We start from the raw sequence: 21,157 nt of genomic DNA on the forward strand, positions 1-21,157 counted from the left end.
GGAAAACCGTCGAAATGATCATTGAACCACTGGCAATAGCTACCGTCAAACCACTAACGGAACTGGCTTTAGAACTCTGGCCGGACTGTACGTTTGACGAAGAATACGAATACTATACGGGGGTTGTGAAGGCAGAGAATGAGATCTGTTATCTGGTCCGGGAGCTCGATCAGTACATCGCCTTCATCCATTTGTCTATCCGTACCGATTACGTTGAAGGCGCCACGGAATCACCCGTTGCTTACCTGGAAGCGATTTATGTTAAACCGGCTTACCAAAAGCGCGGCATTGGCCGTGAACTGTTGCGAATTGGGGAAGAATGGGGAAAACGAAACGGGTGCCGACACTTTGCCTCCGATGCGGAACTGACGAATGTGGCAAGCATCGACTTCCACACAAAAACCGGTTTTACCGAAGCCAACCGCATCGTTTGTTTTATTAAAGACTTGTAGAAACCGACTTGGGTGGTTAATTTTTCGCCTGTGTTGGCAGCGGCAACGCCAGAAAAAACGTAGTTCCAACCTTTTCCCGGCTTTCAAACCAGATGGCTCCCTGCTGGGCTTCGGCATATTCCTTGCAGAGAAACAGGCCCAACCCCACGCCCCGCTCGTTGTTGGTTCCGAAAGTGGGCTGGGCTTTCAGCGAAAAAAGCTGGGGTTTGTCCGCTTCCTTAATGCCCCGGCCGGTGTCTTTCACCGTAATCAAACCGCTCGCATCGGTTCGCGTGGCTTCAATCGTGATGAGTCCGCCAGTGGGCGTAAACTTGATGGCATTTCCGACCAGATTCCGAACAATCAGTTGCAGCAAGTTGCCATCCGCCAGCACGTTCGGCAAGCCATCGACCCGAAAAACCAGTTGGATTTCTTTTTGAGCAGCCAGCGGTCTGTAAATTTCGATGATGGGCTTCAGACACGCGCCGACGTCGACCGGTGCCAGCGAAACCGTCGTTCCCCGCATCTGACCTGTCGACCACGACAGCAGGTTCACCAGCATTTCCTGCGTGTGGTTGATGCCCACCAACAGTTCCGATTCGATCTTTTTCCGCTCATCAGAATCCAGTTCAATTTGTTTCAACACTTCCAGATACTGCTGAACCGAAGCCAGGGGTGACCGCAAATCGTGCGAAACAATCGAAAATAGCTTGTTCTTTTCCTCATTCAGTCGCTCAAACACCACCGACCGTTCCTCCACCCGCTTTTGCTCCAGTTTGTAGGCTTTGGTAAAAAAAAGCGTGCCGAAGTAAAGAAAAAAAACGTTGACGCTATACGTCGAAGCCAGATCGACAGTTTGCGCCAGCCGGGTCGGATAGATTTCAACAATAAATTGCGGATACAGGTATTCAATCGTTAACAGAGAAAGTACAATCGTTAGATTGAACAAAACCCAGAACAGGGCGTGCCGGGATGGTCCGGCAATCAGAAGTAAAAACAGCGTAATGGTAAAACTCAGGAGCGAAGCCCCGCTCATGCCCGAATTGAAAAAGTAGTTTACCGCAAACAGGATCGTGATGGTGACCCCGGCAATCGTGAGAGCGGCAACAAACTTTTTCCGGATCCGCGTCAGGTAGTACACATAACCGCTGACCCCAAAAAGCACCGTGCAAATCCACCCGGTTTCGGGCAGTCCGACCGAAAAGCTGAACGGGATGTTATACCCCATTACAACCAGAATCAGCACACAGATGGCATTAAAAATCCGCGCTTCGAGTGAAAACCCGTCCGGACTACCAATTAGTTTGTATAACGTTTCTTTAACAACTCTCAATGGGTTCGGCTCCCTTAAATCTCGCTTTTGCGGGGCAAATATACCAACAAAAAGGAAGGAAGTGCTGATCCGGTCATCCGTCCTACTCAAACCGCCGGTTCATACCCTTCAGTTCACCGTGCGAATGAATCGCCACGAACGCGATCACCGCGATAAAAACCAGCACCAGCGCAAAGCCCATCGCCCACTTGCCTGCATACAGCCCCCGGTTTGAAAACCCCGGTTTTGTTTTCCCGATCAGCAGCGAAACCACGAACAGATTCACCACATACAGGTATTGTTCAATCCGGTAGGTGCTCAGGAAAGCACCGGTTATCAGAAAGCTGTAAGCGATGTACAAACCAAAATGCCCGAGGAAAAACGTCCGGACATCGTTGTAATCATAACTCACCCATTCGTTTTTCCGGGTCTGGTAATACGTCACAAACCAGATCGCGCTGGTGGCTAACACGGCCAGGAGTGCCACCCACCGCACCGTTTGTGCCAGCGCGGGAATATCTCCCGTTGTAATTTTAATAAAGTTTTCTTCCAGCTTTTTCAACTCAAAGGTTTGATCCCAAACTACAAACGGGATGAACAACACCAGCATCAACAGCGGAAACCAGATGTTGGCGCGCTTCTCCCGGTTTTCGGCCGGTTCCCAGGACGAGGTAAACGTACCATACGCCATGCCGATGCCGCCGAAAAAGCCCAGGGTGTATTCCATGACATTCCAGAAATTGAATTTGATGCCCGACAAACCGCCCATTACTTGCAGGAAGTTTCCGAAGGCAAAGCCAAAACCGCCCCCCAGTCCGGTAAAAACCGCCACGCGCAAGGCTGAATACTGCCTGGTCCGGTATAGATACCAGGTCAGGGCCACCGCCATTCCCAGACAGGCCGCCCACATTTCGGAGCGCGGGGGCGTCATCAGCCAGCTCCATTCTTCGATCAGGAAAAAGTAAACGACAATCGCGCCTGCTACCATTTCAACGATCAAATGGGGCCACGAAACGCGTTTCTTCGGCGAATCGGCCAGGGCCAGCCCGAACAAACCGCCCCCAATAAAACCGTATAAACCGCCGATGATGAACAACATCAGCAGCCCGTAATAAACATTCACGAAGTCGATGCCCCGCCCGTAGCCCACCACAATGCCGTAGCTCATGATGCCGCCGATTCCCCAGCCAATGGCAGCCGCCAGCGTTGCTTTGAACACCTTGGAATACCAGTCGGCCCGCTTGGCCACCAGCAGCACACTCAGCGCACCGATGGCACCGGCCCAGGCCGCGCCCTGTTCGTGACCAAACTGACCCCGGATGGCCCAGGCTGTACCCATCGACATCCCCGCAACAAGCAGGCTGGTAAAAAGCGACTTCAAATTCATGGTGGTTTCGGGAAAGGTTTCTGAGCTAATACGTTACAAGTTGCCAAACAGGCTATTCGCTCGAAAATTTCTCCCGAACAATAGCCCGAAACCCAACCGCAGCCGTATTGTAAAAGGTTTACGGTAGTCGGTTTACAGTTTACGGTATTCGGTTTACGGTGCTGACGCGTTTCAAGCGTGCGCCAGCTACCGTAAACCGAATACCGAATACCGTAAACCTTCTAAAACAGCGTGGAAATGAAAAGTACACTGGAAACCCTGGCCATCGACGGCGGTGAGAAAACCGTGCAGACGACCTTTCCCTGGCCCATCTACGACGAAAATGAAATTCAGGCTGTGGCCGAGGTGATTCGGAGCGGACGCTGGGGAAATCCCGACTGCGGGGAAGCCGTGGCCGCTTTCGAGCAGGCGTTTGCGGCTTATTGCGGCACCAAATACGCCGTCAGTTGTGTCAACGGCTCCGTGTCGCTCCGGCTGGCCCTGATGGCCTGCGGAGTCAAACCCGGCGATGAGGTGATCGTTCCGCCCTATACCTTTATTGCGACAGCGTCTACGGTTCTGGAAGTCAATTGCGTACCGGTTTTCGTGGACATCGACCCGGAAACCTACAACCTCGATCCCAACGCCATTGAGGCCGCGATTACGGAACGGACCAAAGTGATCATTCCCGTTCACTTCGCCGGTTTGGGTTGCGATATGGACGCCATTCTGGACATTGCCCGCCGACACAACCTGCGCGTGATTGAAGACGCGGCCCACGCCCACGGTGCCGAATACAAAGGGCGAAAACTGGGTTCCATAGGCGATGCGGGCAGTTTCAGTTTTCAGTCGTCCAAAAATCTGACCAGTGGTGAAGGCGGCATCGTGGTTACGAACGACGAAGATCTGTACAAGATGATGGCGTCGCTGCGTAACGTCGGGCGGATGGAAGGCGGCCAATGGTACGACCATTTCAACCCCGGATGCAATTACCGCATCACCCAGATGCAGGCGGTTTTGCTCTCCCAACAACTCGACCGGCTGGAAGAACAAACGGTTTTACGCAACGACAATGGCCTGTATCTGAACGAATTACTGGCCGGCATTCCCGGCATTACGGCCCTGAGCCGGGGCACGGAAGCGATTCGGCATTGCTACCACCTGTACATTTTCAAGTACGATGCCACGGCGTTCGGTCCGCTTTCCCGCCACGAATTTGTGGCCCGGCTGGCAGCCGAAGGCGTTCCCTGCTCGACCGGTTATCCGCATCCGCTCTACAAACAGCCGGTTTTTCAGAACAAAAACTTTATGTGTTACGCCATTCCGGAATCCGTCGATTACACGGCAGTGCATTGCCCGGCTGCCGAACGGGCGTGCAGCGAAGAAGCCGTCTGGATTTTTCAGCACGCCATGCTGGGAAGCCGGGAAGACATGCGGTTGTTTGCGGAAGCGATTCGTAAAATTCAACGGGTTATTACACAGAGTTGATTAGAGGACATCAGAGGTTATCAGAGAAAAAATGGGTATAAAATTTCTCTGATAACCTCTGATGTCCTCTAATCAACTCTGTGTAATAACTCACATTTCCTAGATACCCAATGACCTCTCGCTTAACACTTTTCCTTCTCTTTCTCGCATTCCAGCTTGCTGCTCAGTCGATTAGCCTGAAAAATGCAACGCTTCTCGTTTCGCCTTCGATTCCGTCGCCCATGCGGACCACCGCTCCGCAGATGCTGGTGGAGGAAATTGCCAAACGAACCAAAAACACCCTGAAACAATCACAAGCCTGGCCCGGCATTACAACCCCGACGATCGTTCTGGCGTTGGCATCCGATCAGGAAGTCGCCGGAAAACCGGTTCCGGTCCGAACGGGAACGGATTTGCCGGAGCAAAAACCGGAGGGTTTTCGAGTTGTCACCGCAGGCACAACACTCTGGATCATCGGGGCCGATGCGCGGGGCATTCTGTTCGGCTCCGGCTGGTTGCTGCGGACTGTAAAAATGGATGCGAAACGATTTGAACTCCCCGGACCGGTCGAATTCGCCAGTGCGCCCGCCTACCCGATTCGCGGACACCAGTTGGGCTACCGAAACACCGCCAATTCGTACGATGCCTGGACGGTGGCCCAGTTTGACCAGTATTACCGCGAACTGGCCATTTTCGGAACCAACGCCGTGGAAGGCATTCCGTTTCACGAAGAAGGAAAAGGCAGCCCTCATTTCCCCATACCGGCGGCCCAGATGCGGGTGCGAATGAGTGAATTGTGTCAAAAATACGACATGGATTACTGGGTCTGGACGCCCGCCGAATTTGAATTAACCGATGAAGCGAAACGAAAAGCCGAATTGGAAAACCATGCGGCTTTTTACAAATCCTGCCCCCGGCTCGATCACATTTTCGTCCCCGGCGGTGACCCCGGCGACAACCACCCGCGCGAGGTGATGGCATTCCTGAAAGACCTCCACGGCAGGCTGGTTCAGTACCACCCGAAGGCTAAAATCTGGATTTCATTGCAGGGATTCAACACGGAGCAGATCGATTATTTTTACAAGTACCTCGAACAACATAAGCCCACCTGGTTGCAGGGCGTGGTGTCGGGGCCGAGCAGTCCGCCGATGGCCGAAACCCGTTTCCGCTTGCCCAAAACCTACCAGCACCGCGAATATCCGGACATCACCCACAACGTTCGCTGCGAATTTCCGGTGGAACGCTGGGACCAGGCTTACGCCCTGACGCTGGGCCGCGAAGCCATCAACCCACGGCCTTTCTTTTTTGCCGGTATTCACGGAAAATACGCGCCGTTCACCGACGGTTTTGTGTCATATTCCGACGGTTGTCACGATGATATCAACAAAGTGGTGTGGAGCCAGCGGGGGTGGGACCCAACCAAAGACGTCAACGAGATCCTGAATGACTATTGCCGGTTTTTCTTCGGCTGGCCCCTGGCAAACGATGCCTCTGCTGGTATTGCTGCCCTCGAAGCCAACTGGAAAGGCCCGTTGGCCCAAAATGGCGGGGTCGAAGCGACGTTCTCCTTCTGGAAAAATCTGGAAACCGCTCATCCTGAACTGAAAACCAACTGGCGCTGGCAGATGCTGGTTTTGCGGGCCACCTACGATGCCTACACGCGTCGCCGGTTGCTCTACGAACAGGGACTGGAAAAAACCGCCAACGCCTTTCTGGCCCAGGCCACTGAAAGCGGTATCGAAAAAACGCTGGCCCTGGCGCTGGCTACGGAAGAGAAGGCAGATAACGAACCGGTTTCGGTGGAGTTGCGGAAGAAAATCGAAACGCTGTGCGCCGATTTGTTCGCATCGATCGGATTACAAACCAGCGTTCCGAAATACAAAGCCAAGAACTACGAACGGGGCTGTTTGCTCGATTTTGTCGATTATCCGCTCAATAACCGCTGGTGGCTGGCCGACGAATTTAAGAAAATCCGGGCCATGAAAACGCCGAAAGAGCAACTGGAACGGATGCACGTCATCGGCAACTGGGAAACGCCCGGCGTCGGCAGTTATTACGACGACGTGTCGAGTGGCGGAAACAGCCCGCGTGTGAAAACCATTTCCGAAGACGCCACGGACATTGCCTGGTGGGACAATGGCTCCAGCCGCGCCCGGCTGTCGACACAAACCTTCCAGAACGAACCGGCCCTCGACTACGACAACCTCGACCCCGGCGCGCGCTACATCATCCGGGTGACGGGTTCTGGTGACGCCCTGCTGCGGGTCGACGGCCAGCGCCTGAAACCCCTGATTTACAACAAGACAACCGAAACCTTTAAGGAGTGGATTGTGCCGCTCTCGCTCACGCAGGATGGCCGCATTTCCGTAACCTTCGACGAACCGGAAGAATCGCACCTCAACTGGCGCCAGCATTCGAAGATTTCGGACGTGTGGTTGCTGAAGCAGTAAATTTTCGGTTTACGGTTTTTAGTATACGATAACGCGGTGGTGCAAAGAAATATCGTGATTAGAAAAGGATGTATGGGTTCTGGGGTTGAGGATTAGAAAAAGAGGTTATATCGCAGAGTTTATCAGAGGAAATCAGAGCTAAGCGGAGAAAAATAAATACTCTGTTTACCTCTGATTTCCTCTGCTAAACCCTGTGAAATAACCTCTTTTTTCTATTTCCCCGCTACGTATTGATTCCGGAATTCGCTGGGCGAACAGCCCTTCACCTGCCGGAACTGGCGGGCAATGTTCTTGCTATCGGTCAGTCCCATATCGAGCGCAATTTCAAACACCGTCATGTCGGTTTCCAGCAGTTTCTGGGTAAATTTCTCGATGCGCAGGTTAAAGATATACTTGTAAATCGGATAACCCGTAATGGTCAGAAACCGCTTTTCCAGTGCCCGGCGCGACAGCGGAACCTGTCTGACAACCTCATCCACCTGGAGGTTTTTATCGATGTTCTGGTGAATGTATTTCAGCGAAGAGGCAATGTAATGGTCGTTGGTGGCGTAGATGTCAGTCGAGTGACGCGTTACCACCTGCGTCGGTTTCACCACAATATCGTAAAAACCGGTCACCCCCGTCCGGATCATGTGGTCGAGCAGTTTGGCCGAATCGTAACCGCCCTTCTCCGCATCCAGCGCAATACTCGACAGGGGCGGGTCAGACAGTTCGCAGATCATTTCATCATTGTCGACGCCCAGCACGGCCACCTCTTCGGGAATCCGAATGCCGGTTTGCCGACAGGTCTCCGTAATATGCTGGCCCTGACGGTCATCGCAGGCCATAATCGCAATCGGCTTGGGTAAGGATTGCAGCCAGTGGCTCAATGCACTGGGTTTATAATACCACAATTCGCTGGACTGCGCCTTCGTATGTTCGAACGAATGGACGTCGTACCCGGCACTTCTGATCCGGTTTTCAAACCCCTCCGCCCGCTCCCGCGACCAGACAATGTCTTTAAAACCGTAAAACGCAAACTGCGTAAAGCCTTTTTTCAGGAAGTAATCGGCCGCCATCGCCCCGGCTTCGTGGTAGGCTCCGGTGATGTTCGGGATGTCGTCAAACCGCTCCTTGAAGTCCTGGGCAATGACGGCAATCCCGGCTTTGATGATTTCAGAAATCTCTTTATCATTATAAAACTGTCCGATAATCCCGTCGGCTCCCCACTCTTTCGCCCATTGCAAAATGCCTTTAATCCCGATGGTTTCGCGGTAAAAAAGCGGCATTCGGCAAAACACCCAGGGACCGTGTTCGCGTGAATACCGGGTAACACCTTTCAACAGACTTTTGCTGTAGTCCTCGGCAAAGTCGATCAGGAGGATGATTTTATACATGAGATTTGTTGTTACACAGAGTTAATCAGAGTATATCAGAGTTAACCAGAGGTTCTTTGATTATCTCTGATGTCCTCTGATTAACTCTGTGAAATAACTCTATCTTTCAAACAAATAACTCTTTTAAACTCTTCACAGTTGCATTGTTCACCAACGGCCTGGCCCAAATACCGATGCTGAAAATGTAGCCCAGCGTTAGCAACAGAAACAACATCGCCAGCCGCAGACCGACCAGCTCGCCCAGACCGCCTATGATCAGCGGCACGACGGCTCCACCCGCAATGCCCGTACACAAAATCCCCGAGAATGTCCCGTGGTGGTGCGGCACCGAATTGAGCGCCAGCGACACCGTGATCGACCACATGACGGATGCGAAAAAACCGGTGAGCGGAAAGGCATAAATCGCCAGTTCCCTGGTACCGAACAAGCCCGCCAGCAGGGAGAGAATGGCCCCGGCGGCAAACAGCATCAACACCCGGCGGCTGTCGAAAATCTTGAGCAACAACAAGCCCAGCAGGCATCCGACCGTCAGCAAACCCCAGAAATACGCGATCACAGAAGCGCCCGTGGTGGTCGGATCGACGCCGTGGTAGGTTTGGAGAAACTGGGAAGTCCAGTTGGCGATGCCCTGCTCCGTGCCGACATACGCGAAAATTCCGCAGAAAAACAGCCAGACGGTTTTGTTGCCGAGCAGGTCTTTAAACGCTTTGCCGGTATCGATTTTTTCGTCTTCCTTCAACTCCACTTCGGGAAACCGGACGAAGTAAATGACAATCACCATCAGCAAGGCCGTCAGGGCAAAAACCCAGTACAACGACACCCACCGCAGACTGACCGGAACCAGTTGATTCAAGAGGGCAATGACGGAGGAGGATTCTGTATCCGAATGAACATGACTTACTAAATAACTGTATAACAGCGGACTCAGAAACGAGGCCGCGCCAAAGAAAAGCTGCGCCAGTACGGAATTGAACGCAAACTGCGCTTCGCCACCCGCCACCCGCAATAACGGATTGATTACCACCTGCAACATCGCCATCCCAAGACCAATCAGGAAAAGTGAGAACAGCGCAATGGAGAATCCGGGTATCAGCGCGAAGAGCAAAGCACCCACAAAAGCCAGAAAAAACGCCCCCAGCAGCACCGGTTTTTCCCGGTATTTTTCGACCAGCAGGCCCGACGGAATCGACATCACCCCATAGGCCACGAAGAAGGCAAACGGCAGAAAACCGGCCAGACCGATGCTCAACTCAAAACTTTTGATGATGTCCGGGATCAGCGGACCAAGGATATTGGTCAGAAAGGAAATAACGAAAAAGATCAGCAGAATCAGAATGACAATCAGGGAGTTGTGCTTCATAAAGAACAGATTTTACCCCTAAATCCCCTAAAAGGGACTTGAACACGGAATACTCCGGATGTACAAAGTCCCCTTTAGGGGATTTAGGGGTTGAGACTAGGTTATTTACCTGCAATCACCACCGTCCGGCTCGACCGGCCAGCCGCATCGAAACTCTTCAGTTTTATGGCCCCCGAAACCGCCACCGGTGCCGTATACAAAGTCGATTGCGCTGTTGGTTCGGAACCGTCGGTTGTATAGCGAATCGCCAGACCCGGATATTCACTGTTTGCTTTCAGTGTTCCGTTCTCCAGAATAGCCCCCGGCATCGGAATGCGGTAATTATAACCGCCATTCAGAACCGCCAGACGCGGCAAGTCCTTTTGCCCCAAGGTGTTGGCAAATACATTCCAGCCCGACTGGATGGACTTTTCACGCGCGTCCCGGTTTTCGATGGTTTCCCACGGACGCTCGGCGGCCCAGGCGCTTTCCACGAATCCGAGCAGTTTCGGCAGCGTGTAATACTCGAGCATGTCACGTCCTTTCACGGTTTCGCTCCAGAGTTGTGCTTCCAGACCAATGACATTTTTGCGGGCTTCGGGTTTCATCTTCTCCAAACCATTGAATACCAGCGGTTTTCCCATCGACGTTTTGTAGGTGGTTTTGAACATGTCGAACGGCGCGAAGGCCCAGTTGGCCCGTGTGTCGACAAAACCGCCCCAATACAGGCCCGGTTCCTGCGGATCGTTGTTGTAGGCCAGGTCAAAATAGAAGTTGGTCACGTTGCACAACACCACCGGATAGCCCGCGTTTGCAAGCCGGTTGCCCAGATCCAGATCGTAAATATTGTTCCAGATGTACGGCACCACCTTGCGACCCACGAACTCCGGATTTGGAATGTATTTCCCGTCCGCCGATTTGTTCAGGGCTACTTCTTCCCAGCCGTGAATTTCCAGATTCCGCTTTTCGAGCCGTTTCAGCAATCGGCCAAAAAAGTACGTTTGCAGGTTTTTCGGGTCTTTAATCGCCGGATTCTCTTTCAGCAACTGAGCCGCCAGCGGTGATTTTGTCCAGGCTCCTTCGGCCACTTCATCACCACCGGCGTGGAAAACATCCAGTTTCAGCCCGGCTTCCGCGTACATTTTGGTGATCTCGTCCACCACTTTCTCGTAGAAGTGATACGTCGATTCCTTCGCCACGCTCACCACGTTATCGGTGTAGGCCTGTGCCGACAAATAAACGGATTTGTCATCGGGATCAATCAGGCGGTATTCGTTCGCTTCGGCTTCCTTGCCTTCCTTCATCAACCGTTCATACCGCGCTTCCATGGCCTTGATGGCTGCCCGCGCGTGTCCGGGAAAGTTCAGTTCCGGGATTACCTTGATATGCCGATCGTTGGCATATTTCAGGATTTCGATGAAATCGGCTTTCGTATAAAAACCGCTGCCATATTTCCCCTCTTCTTGCGCTTTCGGCCCCGATCCGTAAGAAGGGTGCAACACGGATGTTTCTTTACCGGTTGTGTGTTCGCGCTGCGCACCCACTTTCGTCAACTCCGGCAAACCGTCGATTTCCAGCCGCCAGCCTTCGTCTTCGGTCGTGTAGAACAGAAAATGATTGACTTTGTAGGTCGCCAGCAGGTCGAGGATGCGCAGAATGGTTTCCTTGGTCTGGAAATTACGACTTACATCCACGTGCAAACTCCGGAACTGGAACCGGGGTGCATCCTCCACCTGAACGTAATTCAGGGCCACCGCAGCCGTTGGTTTCAGGTGTGTTGCCGTTGGAATCAACGCCAGCAAACTCTGCGTGCCATAGAACACCCCGGCGGCATCGCTTCCGGTGATGGCAATTCCGTTGCCGTCGATACTCAGTTTATACGCTTCCTTAGCAATCCCGTTCACCGAAACCGGCCCGGTTTTGAGCACAATGCCTCTTCCGGAAGGCGCGGTAGCTGAGGTGGTAAAGTCGGTGCCGGTCAGCACTTTCAATTTCTGACTTAGCAACTTCGCTTCATTTTCCAGACCGGCTCCGTAATAAATGGAAAGTTTATTGTCGAGACTGAATGTTCCGGTGCCAGACGTGATTTTAACCGGCGACGGAATGATTTTCTGCAATTGTGACGCATCGATCAGGCTGAGTGCCAGGTTGTCCTGATACCGTTTGGCCGCTGTCTGGAGGGGCATCAAATCGTTTTTCCCGCGCAACTGCTGCTCTTTTCTGGCAAAAGGCAGAACAGTATATTCCGTCACCTGAACGATATTTTCTTCCTTGCCGTCCTGGTCGTAAAAAACGAAATACAGCCCAAGCGGTGAATCCGTATTTTTAATAATTGCTTCGGTTCCGGCATACCGGATTTCGGTCGAATCGCCAGCCGCCAGCGCAAAACCGGCATTTGGTGTCATCTTATACCAATCGCCGTTAATATGTTGAACCGTAGCCGGTTGTGGTGTTTTTGATGCCAGAATGGGCCGGGGCGACATGTTAAAAAATAGGGCCCAGTTTTTGTCAGTAAGGGCCGATTCGCCGTGATTTTTCAGGATAAACCGGGCTTCAAAACCGCCTTCGACATCGGTAAAATTGCTCACCAATTCCCAGGAAACGGCAATTTTTCCCGCTTCTTTTTCGGATGATTTGCATCCGTTCAGCAGGAGTAATACGGCGAAAAAAGCCGTGAGGCAAAAAAAGTTACGCATGGAAGGGGTCGTTAAGTAGCCTTAATAATACGGAATAGCGTATTAAAAATACCACTGGCTTTCAAAGACTTTTTCAACTTCCGTTTCGATGACCCCTCCAACGAACCAGTTGCCCCAGCCTGCCCATACTCTGGAGTCATCTCCCAACCGGTTGATCTCGCTTGATGCCCTGCGTGGATTTACGATTGCCGCCATGATTCTGGTGAATTTTCCGGGCGATGGCGACCAGGTTTACTTCCAGTTGCAGCACACCAGGTGGAACGGTTTGTCATTCACCGACCTGATTGCACCGGTTTTCCTGTTCATCATCGGCGTTTCCATCACCCTTGCGTACGCCAAAAGACTGGAACGGGGCGATCCTAAAGGAGAAATGTACCAGAAAATTGTGGTCCGTTCGCTGAAGATTTTCGCCGTTGGCATGTTCCTCAACCTGCTGCCGACCTTCGATTTCTCAGACATCCGCTGGACCGGAACGCTGCAGCGAATTGCGCTCGTTTTTCTCCTCTGTGCCTTGCTTTTTCTGAATACCAACTGGAAACAGCAAGCCTGGATTGGTGCCATAATGCTCCTGCTCTACTGGCTGGCTCTAACGCAAATTCCCACACCCGGCGTTGGAAAAGCCATGCTGGAACCGGGGGTAAACCTCGTGGCCTGGTTCGACAATCAGTTTCTGCCAGGACGGATGTGGCAGAGCACCTGGGACCCCGAAAGCATTTTGAGCACCTTTCCCTCGGCGGTTTCCGGCATCACCGGTATGCTGGCTGGTCGTCTGATGATCAGCTCATTAACCCGAAATGAGAAAGTAAATTACCTGATGACGGCCGGTTTGTTCACAGCCGCGGTCGGTTTTCTCTGGAACCTGACGTTCCCGTCCAACGAAAACCTCTGGACGAGTTCGTTCGTGTTGATCACCTCCGGTTTTGCCGCCCTGCTGCTCGGTGCGGTCTATTTTCTGGTGGATATTCTGGGCAACATAAAGGGTACAAAACCCGGTATTATTTTCGGAGCCAACGCCATCACGGTGTTCGTGCTGGCAGATGTCCTTTCCATCCTTTTCTACTACCTGAAGTTTGACGGCCGCTCCTTAAACGAACACGGCGTGACGGCCTTAACGGGTTTGGGGTTCGATCCGCGACTAGCTAGTATGCTCTATGCTCTGTTCTTTGTTTGTGTCAATTTTATTCCGGCGTATCTGCTCTATCGAAAAAAAATCTTTATCAAGCTTTGAAAGTATTCAAAATGAAACGTTTCCTGCTTTTCCTGGCGGTTTTTTGTCTGACTACTACCCTTTCGTTTGCGCAAACGAAAGGCGTCAGAAAGGTAAAAATCGGGATGTTTTCCGATGTACATATTCCCACCATGCACGACGGCGAATCCCGGCTGACGGCTTTTATGGACAGCATGAAAACCGCCAAACCCGACTTTATCATCGAACTCGGCGATTTTGGGATTCCCGCCGAAAAATACGCTCCGGCTTTTGCGATCTGGGATGCCTACCCCGGCCCCAAATACCACCTCATCGGCAACCACGAAATGGACGGCGGCACCTCACTCGCACAGGCGCTGGCCTACCGAAAAATGCCTTCTTCCTATTATACCTTTGACCAACAGGGCTTTCGCTTCATTGTGCTGGATGGCAACGACAAAAAATCGCCGGAACTGAAAGGTTATCAGGAACACATCGGAATCGTTCAATTAGCCTGGTTGAAAGAACAGCTTGAGAAGGCCACCTCCCCCATCGTCATCTTCTCCCACCAGGGTCTGGGACCCGACGGTGTCGATAATGCCGCCGAAATCCGGGCGATCCTGGAAGCGCACAATGCCAAAACCAGGAAGGCCAAAATCATCGCCAATTTCTACGGCCACATCCACTACGACCGGGCCGAAGAAGTGAACGGCATCTGGTATATCTGCATCAACTCGATGTCTTACAAATGGCTGGGGGAAGAATACGGACACATTCGGTACAGCGCCGAAGTTGACAAGAATTTCAAGTGGATCAAATACACCGCGCCTTACAAAGATCCGCTGTATACGGTTGTGGAAATTTCGACCGATGGCTTAATCAACATCGCTGGTAAAAAATCCGAATGGGTTGGTCCGTCGCCCTGGGATGTGGGCTTTCCTGACAAAAACAAGGCGTATGACCGACCCGAAATCCGGGCTAAAAAGCTGCGCTTTTCGCCCGTGAAACTGTAACGAAACCCCTAAATCCCCTAAAGGGGACTTCTACATCTGGATAATTCTGCGTCCAAGTCCCCTTTAGGGCAGGGCTGTTAAGTTCTGGAAATTAGGATCGTTGAAGTTAGCAATATCAATCCGCTTTTCGCCCCCAACCCCCTAAAGGGGGCTAAAACATCCGGATTTCGAAGCCCCCTTTAGGGGGTTGGGGGCGAAAAGCGGAAGAACTTAACAGCCCTGCCCCTTAGGGGATTTAGGGGTACAATTCTAAAAATATGACTTTCCGAAACCCTTTACCTTATCTTGCTTTTTTTTTGTTTTGTAGCTTTATCACTCATTCACAAACCGGTAGCCCTGCCGAACCAGTCCGGTACATCGGTGGCGAAACCGTCGATCCGAGTGTGCACGAGGGGCGTCTCCGGTATGCCGTCGGCGTAGAAAGCCGCCAGACATTGCGCGTCAATCGCACCCATCCCGAACTGGCCGATGATCACGGCTGGACCTACAACCACGCTTCCAATCTGTGCTACTGGAACAACACCTTTTACCAGCAATACCTGAGTAACCCCGTCGACGAACACATTGCGCCCGGACAAACGCTGGTGATTACCTCCAAAGACGGTCGGCAGTGGGGCAAACCCGAGGTGGTTTTTCCGCCTTACGTTCCTCCCACTGGCGTTACGATCCCCGACAGTTCCAACGGCTACATGATGAACCAGCGCATGGGGTTTTACGTCGCTCCCAATGGTCGGCTGCTCGTGCTGGCGTTCTACGGGCATACGGAAGATCCGTTCGGGCAGGGCGGCATCGGGCGGGTGGTTCGGGAAGCTTACAAAGACGGCACGTATGGCCCGATTTACTTCATCCGCTACAGCAGTCACCCGACCCGCAACAACATCATATGGAACGAAACCAACACCAGTTATCCCTTCTATAAAGAAGCCACCGACGCCGGTTTTCTGGACGCCTGCAACGCGCTATTAGCCGACAAACTCATAACCTTTCAATGGTGGGATGAAGACCGGGGACTCGACGGTTTTTATGGCAGCAAAAAAGCCCGGGAAGCCCTGTCTTATTACCACCGGAAAGACGGCAAAGTGGTGGCCTTGTGGAAACGATCACACAGTGCTTTGTCATCCGACAACGGCCTTACCTTTTCCGATCCGGTCAGGGTGCCGACGCTCATCATGGCGGGTGGCAAGCAGTGGGGACAACGCACGGACGATGGCCGGTATGCCATTTGTTACAACCCCATCGAGATGGATGAACACCGGTTTCCACTGGCCCTGATCACCGGTGATGACGGTATTTTATTTGATAACCTGCTGATTATTCAGGGCGAAGTGCCACCCCGCCGTTTTTTTGGTCGCTGGAAAGACTTTGGCCCCTGTTACGTGCGCGGCATTGAAGAAGGCAACGGCAATCCGCCGGGCAACGACCTGTGGCTGACCTACAGCATGAACAAGGAAGACATCTGGATCAGCCGGGTTCCGACACCGGTTCGGTATGCGGTGAGCGGTCCGGTTTCGGATTCTTTCGACGGTTTATCACTCAACGGTGGGGTTCCCGACTGGAATATTTACGCGCCGAAATGGGCACCGGTTTCGGTGGTCAACACGCCGGGAGCGACCGGAAAATGCCTGGAATTAGCCGACAAAGATCCGTACGATTACGCCCGGGCGATCCGGGTTTATGAAGAAGGAAACCGCATTGAAATGAAGCTGAGAATCCGGGCTTCCCAAAATACAAACGGCACGCTGGAAATCGACCTCACCGACCGCTACGGAAACCGCCCCGTCCGGCTGCGATTTGATGAAAAAGGGAGTATTGTAGCGACCGACGGCAGCACCGAAAAACGCCTGCAAGCGTATCAGCCGGGGCAATGGTATGCCCTCACCTTTCGCGTAAATGCCAGCCTGAACGGGAGCTATGACCTCGCCATCGATGGCAAAACCGTGTTAGAAAAAGCGGCTTTGGCCGAAGCCGTCAAGTCCGTGGAACGGCTCTCGATTCGGACAGGACCTTACCGTGATTTACCCAATCGAAAAACGCCCAACGAGGAGCCTGGGCCTCCCCTGCCGGGTGCCGATGAAGCCGTGACACCCGCCGTCTATTACCTGGACGATGTACTGGTTAAACCTATCAAGTAGCCTGCGGTTTTAACCGTGGGGTATTAAACCCGAACTGAGTCCACGGGAGCAACCGGTTCAACGGTTTTGGTGGAAGATGACGGAGAATCTACCCTTACAATGCATATTTCCTAACCCTTTGAATGAATCACATGCGTACGTGGAATTTATTTTTTTCTATGCTCATCACGCTTTTCGGACTGTTATCCATTTCGGTAAAAGCGGACCCCATCGACTTGTCCAAAGCGCAGATCTACTGTCCGGTAAAAGACCCCAAAGTGCTGCTCCGAAGCCTGGAAATTTTGCAACAGGAAGTGGAAAAACGGAGCCAAATTCAACTGCCCATCGGAAAGAAAATCCCCAAACCCGGACAGGCTGCCCTCTATTTAACTACCGAAAAAGAGCTGGCCGCACTTCCGGAATGGCTTCGTTCGGCCGCGAGCAAAATGCCCGCAACCCGAAGCGAGGGGTTTAAACTGGTGATTGATGAAAGCACGAATGCGGTTTTGATTGTGGGGAACGATGCGCGGGGATTGCTGTATGGCGTGGGGCGGCTTTTGCGCAAACTGGACATGCGGCCCGGTAAAATCATGATCTTGGGTGAAGCGTCGATTGCCACCAGCCCGACGTATCCGATTCGGGGGCATCAACTCGGGTATCGTCCGAAAACGAATGCCTACGATGCTTTTTCGGTGGCCCAATTTGATCAGTACATCCGGGATCTGTCGTTGTTTGGAGCCAACAGCATCGAAATTATGCCCCCGCGGACGGACGACGACTTTACGAGTCGGCACATGAAATTGCCAGCCATCAAAATGATCGCCGAGCAGTCACGGATTTGCCGGGAATACGGCCTGGATGTCTGGATGTGGTACCCAAACCTGGGCAAAGATTACGTCCATCCTGACTCGATTCAGAAGGAACTAAAGGAACGGCATGAAATTTTTGCCGCCGTTCCGAAGCTCGATGCGGTGTTTGTGCCGGGCGGTGACCCCGGCGATCTTGAACCGGACGTGCTGTTTGCCTGGCTCGAAAAAGAAGCGGCTGTGTTGACGAAATATCATCCGAAAGCCAAAATATGGGTTTCTCCGCAGGTTTTCCGGCCTACACAAGCCTGGTTCGACGCCTTTTACAAACACGTTAACAAGGAATATCCGTGGTTTGGCGGAGTGGTTTTCGGGCCGTGGGTGAAGATGACCGTGCAGGAAATCCGAAAGGTGGTAAAACCGTCGATCCCGATCCGGCATTACCCCGACATCACGCACAACTACAGCTCCCAATACCCGGTTCCGCACTGGGACCTGGCGTGGTCGATGACCAGCGGCCGAGAGAGCATCAACCCGCGCCCCCACGACGAAAAAGCCATTCATAATGCGCTCGACGAATTTGGCGCGGGCAGCATTAGCTACTCGGAAGGCACCAACGACGACGTCAACAAGTTTGTCTGGAGTGATCAGGACTGGAACCCCGAAACCCCGGTCGTCGAAACCCTGCGCGATTACGCCCGTCTGTTTATTGGCCCGGATTTTACTGAAACCGTCACGCAGGGCCTGCTTTCGCTGGAACAAAACTGGCGCGGCAATCTCCTCACCAACCAGGCCGTTTACCAGACATTGATGCAATGGCAGACGATGGAAAAACAGGCTCCGCTCCGCGTTTTGCAGAACCCCCGGTTTCAGATGGGCCAGATTCGGGCTTACTACGATGCTTACACGAAACGACGGCTTTTGTACGAAACGGAACTGGAACAGCAGGCGCGGGATATTTTGGCGGGTGCCGAAACGAGCGGTTCTTTACCGGTCATCAAGCGGGCGAACGAGATACTGGAAAAAGCCTGGAAAAACCGTATTCTGCCGGAATACCGGACGAAATGTTTTGCCCTGGCCGACTCCCTTTTCAAGTCGATCGGTGCGCAGTTGACGATGGAAAAGCACGGCGCAATGTCGGGACGGGGAAATTTTATCGACAACATTGACATTCCGCTCAACGACTCGCCCTGGCTGCTGGATCAGATGGCAAAGATTGAGAAACTGACCGACGAGAAAGCAAGAACCCTGAAAATCAAGGAAATACTGCACCGCACCGACCCTGGCCCCGGCGGTTTTTACGACCACCTGGGCGCCCCGGAAAGCTGGCACCGGGTGGTTTCAGGCCTGAACTGGGAAGCCGACCCCGGCAGTTTGAAATCGCCCCGGATTGGGTTCGGCGTGGGATTGGTCGGTGTCGAATGGGTGGATGAAATCAAAGCGACGGGTTTTAAAGGACAGATTACGCCCCGGGTCTGGATGAAACAGGCCAAAACGCTGTATGACCAGCCGTTAAAAATCGCTTATGACGAACTCGATCCGAAAGCTTCTTACCGCATGCGGATTGCCTACACTGGCCGGTTTCGTTCCCGCATGAAACTGACAACGGACGACGGATCGGTGATCCACGACTTCATTCAAACCGGCGAGCAACCCATCTACGAATTTGACCTGCCGAAAGCGGCTTTGTCAGACGGAAAAGTAACGTTTATCTGGACTTGTGGTGAAGGCGAACGCGGTTCGCAGGTGACGGAAATCTGGCTCATTCGGAAGTAATCATACGAAACCTGCAAGGTCTTGAAGACGGGGTCGCCCAGACGGGGTCGCCCAGACGGGGTCGCCCAGACCTTACAGGTGTCTGTTAGCGGTTTTTGGCAGCCCATGAATTATCTTAATGCGATGAACTCTATCCTGACGGTTTCCTTCTTTTTGTTACTGCTGACGCAGCTTGCCAACGCCCAAACCACCGCCACCGGAACGGTGTATAACGACCTCAACAAAAACCGCATCCGCGACAAAAACGAACCCGGACTAGCCAACGTCTGTGTATCGAACGGTCGGGAAGTAACCACAACCGACCAGTCTGGCAAATGGAATCTTCCGGCGGGCGACGATACCGGTTTTTTCGTCATCAAACCCGCCGGTTTTGGTGTTCCGGTCAATGGCGATCAGATTCCACAGCACGCGTATCTGCACAAACCCAACGGCTCGCCAACCACCCAGACGGAAGGCGTCGCGCCCACCGGGCCGTTGCCGAAATCCGTCGACTTTCCACTCTGGTCGCAGAAAGAGGAAAAACAGTTTTCGGCCCTGTTGTTCGGTGATCCGCAGGCCCGTGGCATGACCGAAGTGAACTACGTCCTGCACGATGTGGTGGAAGAATGCATCGGTACGTCGGCGAAATTTGGTCTTTCCCTTGGTGATATCGTCGCCGATGATCCGAATCTGTTTGCCCCGATCAACGCCGGTATTGCCCACATCGGAATCCCCTGGTACACGACCTTCGGCAACCACGATTTCAACCGGGGCGCCACTGACGACCGGTTTAGCGACGAAACCTTTGAACGGTTTTATGGCCCAAGTTCCTACGCCTTCGAGTATGCTCAGGTGGCGTTTATCGTCCTGAAAAACATCTATTTCAATGCGGATGGAAAATATAAGGCGCACTTTGTGGACACCCAGTTCGATTTCGTCCGCAACTACCTGGCTCGGGTGCCGGAAAACAAGCTGGTGGTGCTGGTGATGCACGCGCCGATTGTGATTTGCGACAACCGGAAGGAGTTATTCAAGATCATCGAAAACCGCCCCCATCTCTTTTCCATTTCCGGCCATACGCACACGATGGCGCACCTTTTCGTGGATGAAAAATGGGGCTGGACGGGTGCCAGACCGCACCATCATTTCATCAATGCGACGGTTTGCGGAAGCTGGTGGGCGGGAATAAAAGATGAAACGGGAATCCCGCACGCGACCATGAACGACGGCGCACCCAACGGCTATTCCCTCCTGACCTTTGACGGTAATCAGTATTCCATCCGGTTCAAAGCCGCCCGCCGACCGGCTGATTATCAGATGAATATCTACCTGCCGGAAGAACAGACCCAAACCGACTGGGATACGACCCACGTCGTCGTCAACGTGTTTGCCGGATCATCGCGTTCGACGGTGGAGATGCAACTTGCCGGACAAACCAACTGGATTCCGCTTACATTCACCCCCTCGCGCGACCCTGCCGTTGCGGCCATGCACCAGTTGGACCCCTACCTCGACGCCACCGTCGACGGCACTAAAGTTGAAAAAGTGCTGGGCTGGAAAATGGACGAACCGGAGCTATCCAACCACATCTGGCGGGGCGTCCTGCCGAAAAACCTGCCACCGGGAACCCACCGGGTCACGATTCGAACCACCGATCAATTTGGACAAACGTACGCGGCCCACCGGCTTTTCAGGGTAAAATAAAGGGGATAGAAGAGAGAGGTGAGAGTAAAGAGTCGATTGCTGACACTCTTTACTCTCACCTCTCTTGTCTCTATTCTTTTATCATATCTGGCCGGAATTTTGCTTTATTTTTCAATTAGTTGTAATATTTACTAGGGCTTTCGCT

General features: G+C 52.8%; 13 protein-coding genes. 8 read left to right on the plus strand and 5 right to left on the minus strand.

Annotated elements, in window-relative coordinates:
• Positions 1-14 precede the first annotated feature (14 nt).
• Complete coding sequence (gene aac(6') / locus ACO064_RS03545) at positions 15-452, plus strand: aminoglycoside 6'-N-acetyltransferase (protein ID WP_421826032.1); 438 nt, start codon at positions 15-17, stop codon at positions 450-452.
• 16 nt (positions 453-468) lie between these two features.
• Here the strand turns inward: aac(6') and ACO064_RS03550 are convergent, their stop codons facing one another.
• Both ACO064_RS03550 and ACO064_RS03555 read right to left on the minus strand, forming a co-directional pair.
• Positions 469-1,764 carry a sensor histidine kinase gene (locus tag ACO064_RS03550; RefSeq protein ID WP_421826033.1) on the minus strand — a complete coding sequence of 432 codons (1,296 nt, stop codon included), beginning with the start codon at positions 1,762-1,764 and terminating at the stop codon, positions 469-471.
• An 82-nt stretch (positions 1,765-1,846) separates the two neighbouring features.
• The gene (locus tag ACO064_RS03555) at positions 1,847-3,130 is read right to left on the minus strand and encodes a hypothetical protein (RefSeq protein WP_421826034.1); all 1,284 of its coding nucleotides are present in this window, start codon (positions 3,128-3,130) and stop codon (positions 1,847-1,849) included.
• A gap of 237 nt (positions 3,131-3,367) precedes the next feature.
• Here ACO064_RS03555 and ACO064_RS03560 point away from each other — a divergent pair, with 237 nt between their 5' ends.
• Positions 3,368-4,597 (plus strand): DegT/DnrJ/EryC1/StrS family aminotransferase, encoded by a 1,230-nt coding sequence (locus ACO064_RS03560; protein ID WP_421826035.1) that lies wholly within the window; start codon positions 3,368-3,370, stop codon positions 4,595-4,597.
• Positions 4,598-4,707: 110 nt separating this feature from the next.
• Positions 4,708-7,026 (plus strand): hypothetical protein, encoded by a 2,319-nt coding sequence (locus ACO064_RS03565; RefSeq protein ID WP_421826036.1) that lies wholly within the window; start codon positions 4,708-4,710, stop codon positions 7,024-7,026.
• Between the two features lie 212 nt (positions 7,027-7,238).
• Here the strand turns inward: ACO064_RS03565 and ACO064_RS03570 are convergent, their stop codons facing one another.
• The 3 genes from ACO064_RS03570 to ACO064_RS03580 form a co-directional block, all read right to left on the minus strand.
• The gene (locus ACO064_RS03570) at positions 7,239-8,402 is read right to left on the minus strand and encodes a DNA-binding transcriptional regulator (RefSeq protein WP_421826037.1); all 1,164 of its coding nucleotides are present in this window, start codon (positions 8,400-8,402) and stop codon (positions 7,239-7,241) included.
• Between the two features lie 106 nt (positions 8,403-8,508).
• Positions 8,509-9,762: an MFS transporter gene (locus ACO064_RS03575; protein WP_421826038.1), complete on the minus strand. Its 1,254-nt coding sequence runs from the start codon at positions 9,760-9,762 to the stop codon at positions 8,509-8,511.
• 101 nt (positions 9,763-9,863) lie between these two features.
• Positions 9,864-12,437, minus strand: coding sequence for a family 20 glycosylhydrolase (locus ACO064_RS03580; protein WP_421826039.1), 2,574 nt, complete (start codon positions 12,435-12,437; stop codon positions 9,864-9,866).
• Positions 12,438-12,525: 88 nt separating this feature from the next.
• Here ACO064_RS03580 and ACO064_RS03585 point away from each other — a divergent pair, with 88 nt between their 5' ends.
• The 5 genes from ACO064_RS03585 to ACO064_RS03605 all read left to right on the plus strand — a co-directional run bounded on the left by ACO064_RS03585 (position 12,526) and on the right by ACO064_RS03605 (position 21,012).
• Complete coding sequence (locus tag ACO064_RS03585) at positions 12,526-13,665, plus strand: acyltransferase family protein (RefSeq protein ID WP_421826040.1); 1,140 nt, start codon at positions 12,526-12,528, stop codon at positions 13,663-13,665.
• 11 nt (positions 13,666-13,676) lie between these two features.
• Positions 13,677-14,636: a metallophosphoesterase family protein gene (locus ACO064_RS03590; protein WP_421826041.1), complete on the plus strand. Its 960-nt coding sequence runs from the start codon at positions 13,677-13,679 to the stop codon at positions 14,634-14,636.
• Positions 14,637-14,932: 296 nt separating this feature from the next.
• Positions 14,933-16,768 carry a hypothetical protein gene (locus ACO064_RS03595; protein ID WP_421826042.1) on the plus strand — a complete coding sequence of 612 codons (1,836 nt, stop codon included), beginning with the start codon at positions 14,933-14,935 and terminating at the stop codon, positions 16,766-16,768.
• 131 nt (positions 16,769-16,899) lie between these two features.
• Positions 16,900-19,329, plus strand: a complete 2,430-nt coding sequence (locus tag ACO064_RS03600; protein ID WP_421826043.1) for a hypothetical protein — start codon at positions 16,900-16,902, stop codon at positions 19,327-19,329.
• A gap of 105 nt (positions 19,330-19,434) precedes the next feature.
• The gene (locus ACO064_RS03605) at positions 19,435-21,012 is read left to right on the plus strand and encodes a calcineurin-like phosphoesterase C-terminal domain-containing protein (protein WP_421826044.1); all 1,578 of its coding nucleotides are present in this window, start codon (positions 19,435-19,437) and stop codon (positions 21,010-21,012) included.
• Positions 21,013-21,157 lie beyond the last annotated feature (145 nt).

Source organism: Larkinella sp., assembly GCF_965227735.1.
Classification (GTDB): Bacteria; Bacteroidota; Bacteroidia; order Cytophagales; family Spirosomataceae; genus Larkinella.

Excerpts from the sequence above, each read along its gene's own strand:
- ACO064_RS03600 (WP_421826043.1), top strand. The coding sequence starts at position 16,900 with ATGCGTACGTGGAATTTATTTTTTTCTATGCTCATCACGCTTTTCGGA.
- ACO064_RS03605 (WP_421826044.1), top strand. The coding sequence starts at position 19,435 with ATGAATTATCTTAATGCGATGAACTCTATCCTGACGGTTTCCTTCTTT.
- ACO064_RS03590 (WP_421826041.1), top strand. The coding sequence starts at position 13,677 with ATGAAACGTTTCCTGCTTTTCCTGGCGGTTTTTTGTCTGACTACTACC.
- ACO064_RS03560 (WP_421826035.1), top strand. The coding sequence starts at position 3,368 with ATGAAAAGTACACTGGAAACCCTGGCCATCGACGGCGGTGAGAAAACC.
- ACO064_RS03575 (WP_421826038.1), bottom strand. The coding sequence starts at position 9,762 with ATGAAGCACAACTCCCTGATTGTCATTCTGATTCTGCTGATCTTTTTC.
- ACO064_RS03570 (WP_421826037.1), bottom strand. The coding sequence starts at position 8,402 with ATGTATAAAATCATCCTCCTGATCGACTTTGCCGAGGACTACAGCAAA.
- ACO064_RS03580 (WP_421826039.1), bottom strand. The coding sequence starts at position 12,437 with ATGCGTAACTTTTTTTGCCTCACGGCTTTTTTCGCCGTATTACTCCTG.
- ACO064_RS03555 (WP_421826034.1), bottom strand. The coding sequence starts at position 3,130 with ATGAATTTGAAGTCGCTTTTTACCAGCCTGCTTGTTGCGGGGATGTCG.
- ACO064_RS03565 (WP_421826036.1), top strand. The coding sequence starts at position 4,708 with ATGACCTCTCGCTTAACACTTTTCCTTCTCTTTCTCGCATTCCAGCTT.
- ACO064_RS03585 (WP_421826040.1), top strand. The coding sequence starts at position 12,526 with ATGACCCCTCCAACGAACCAGTTGCCCCAGCCTGCCCATACTCTGGAG.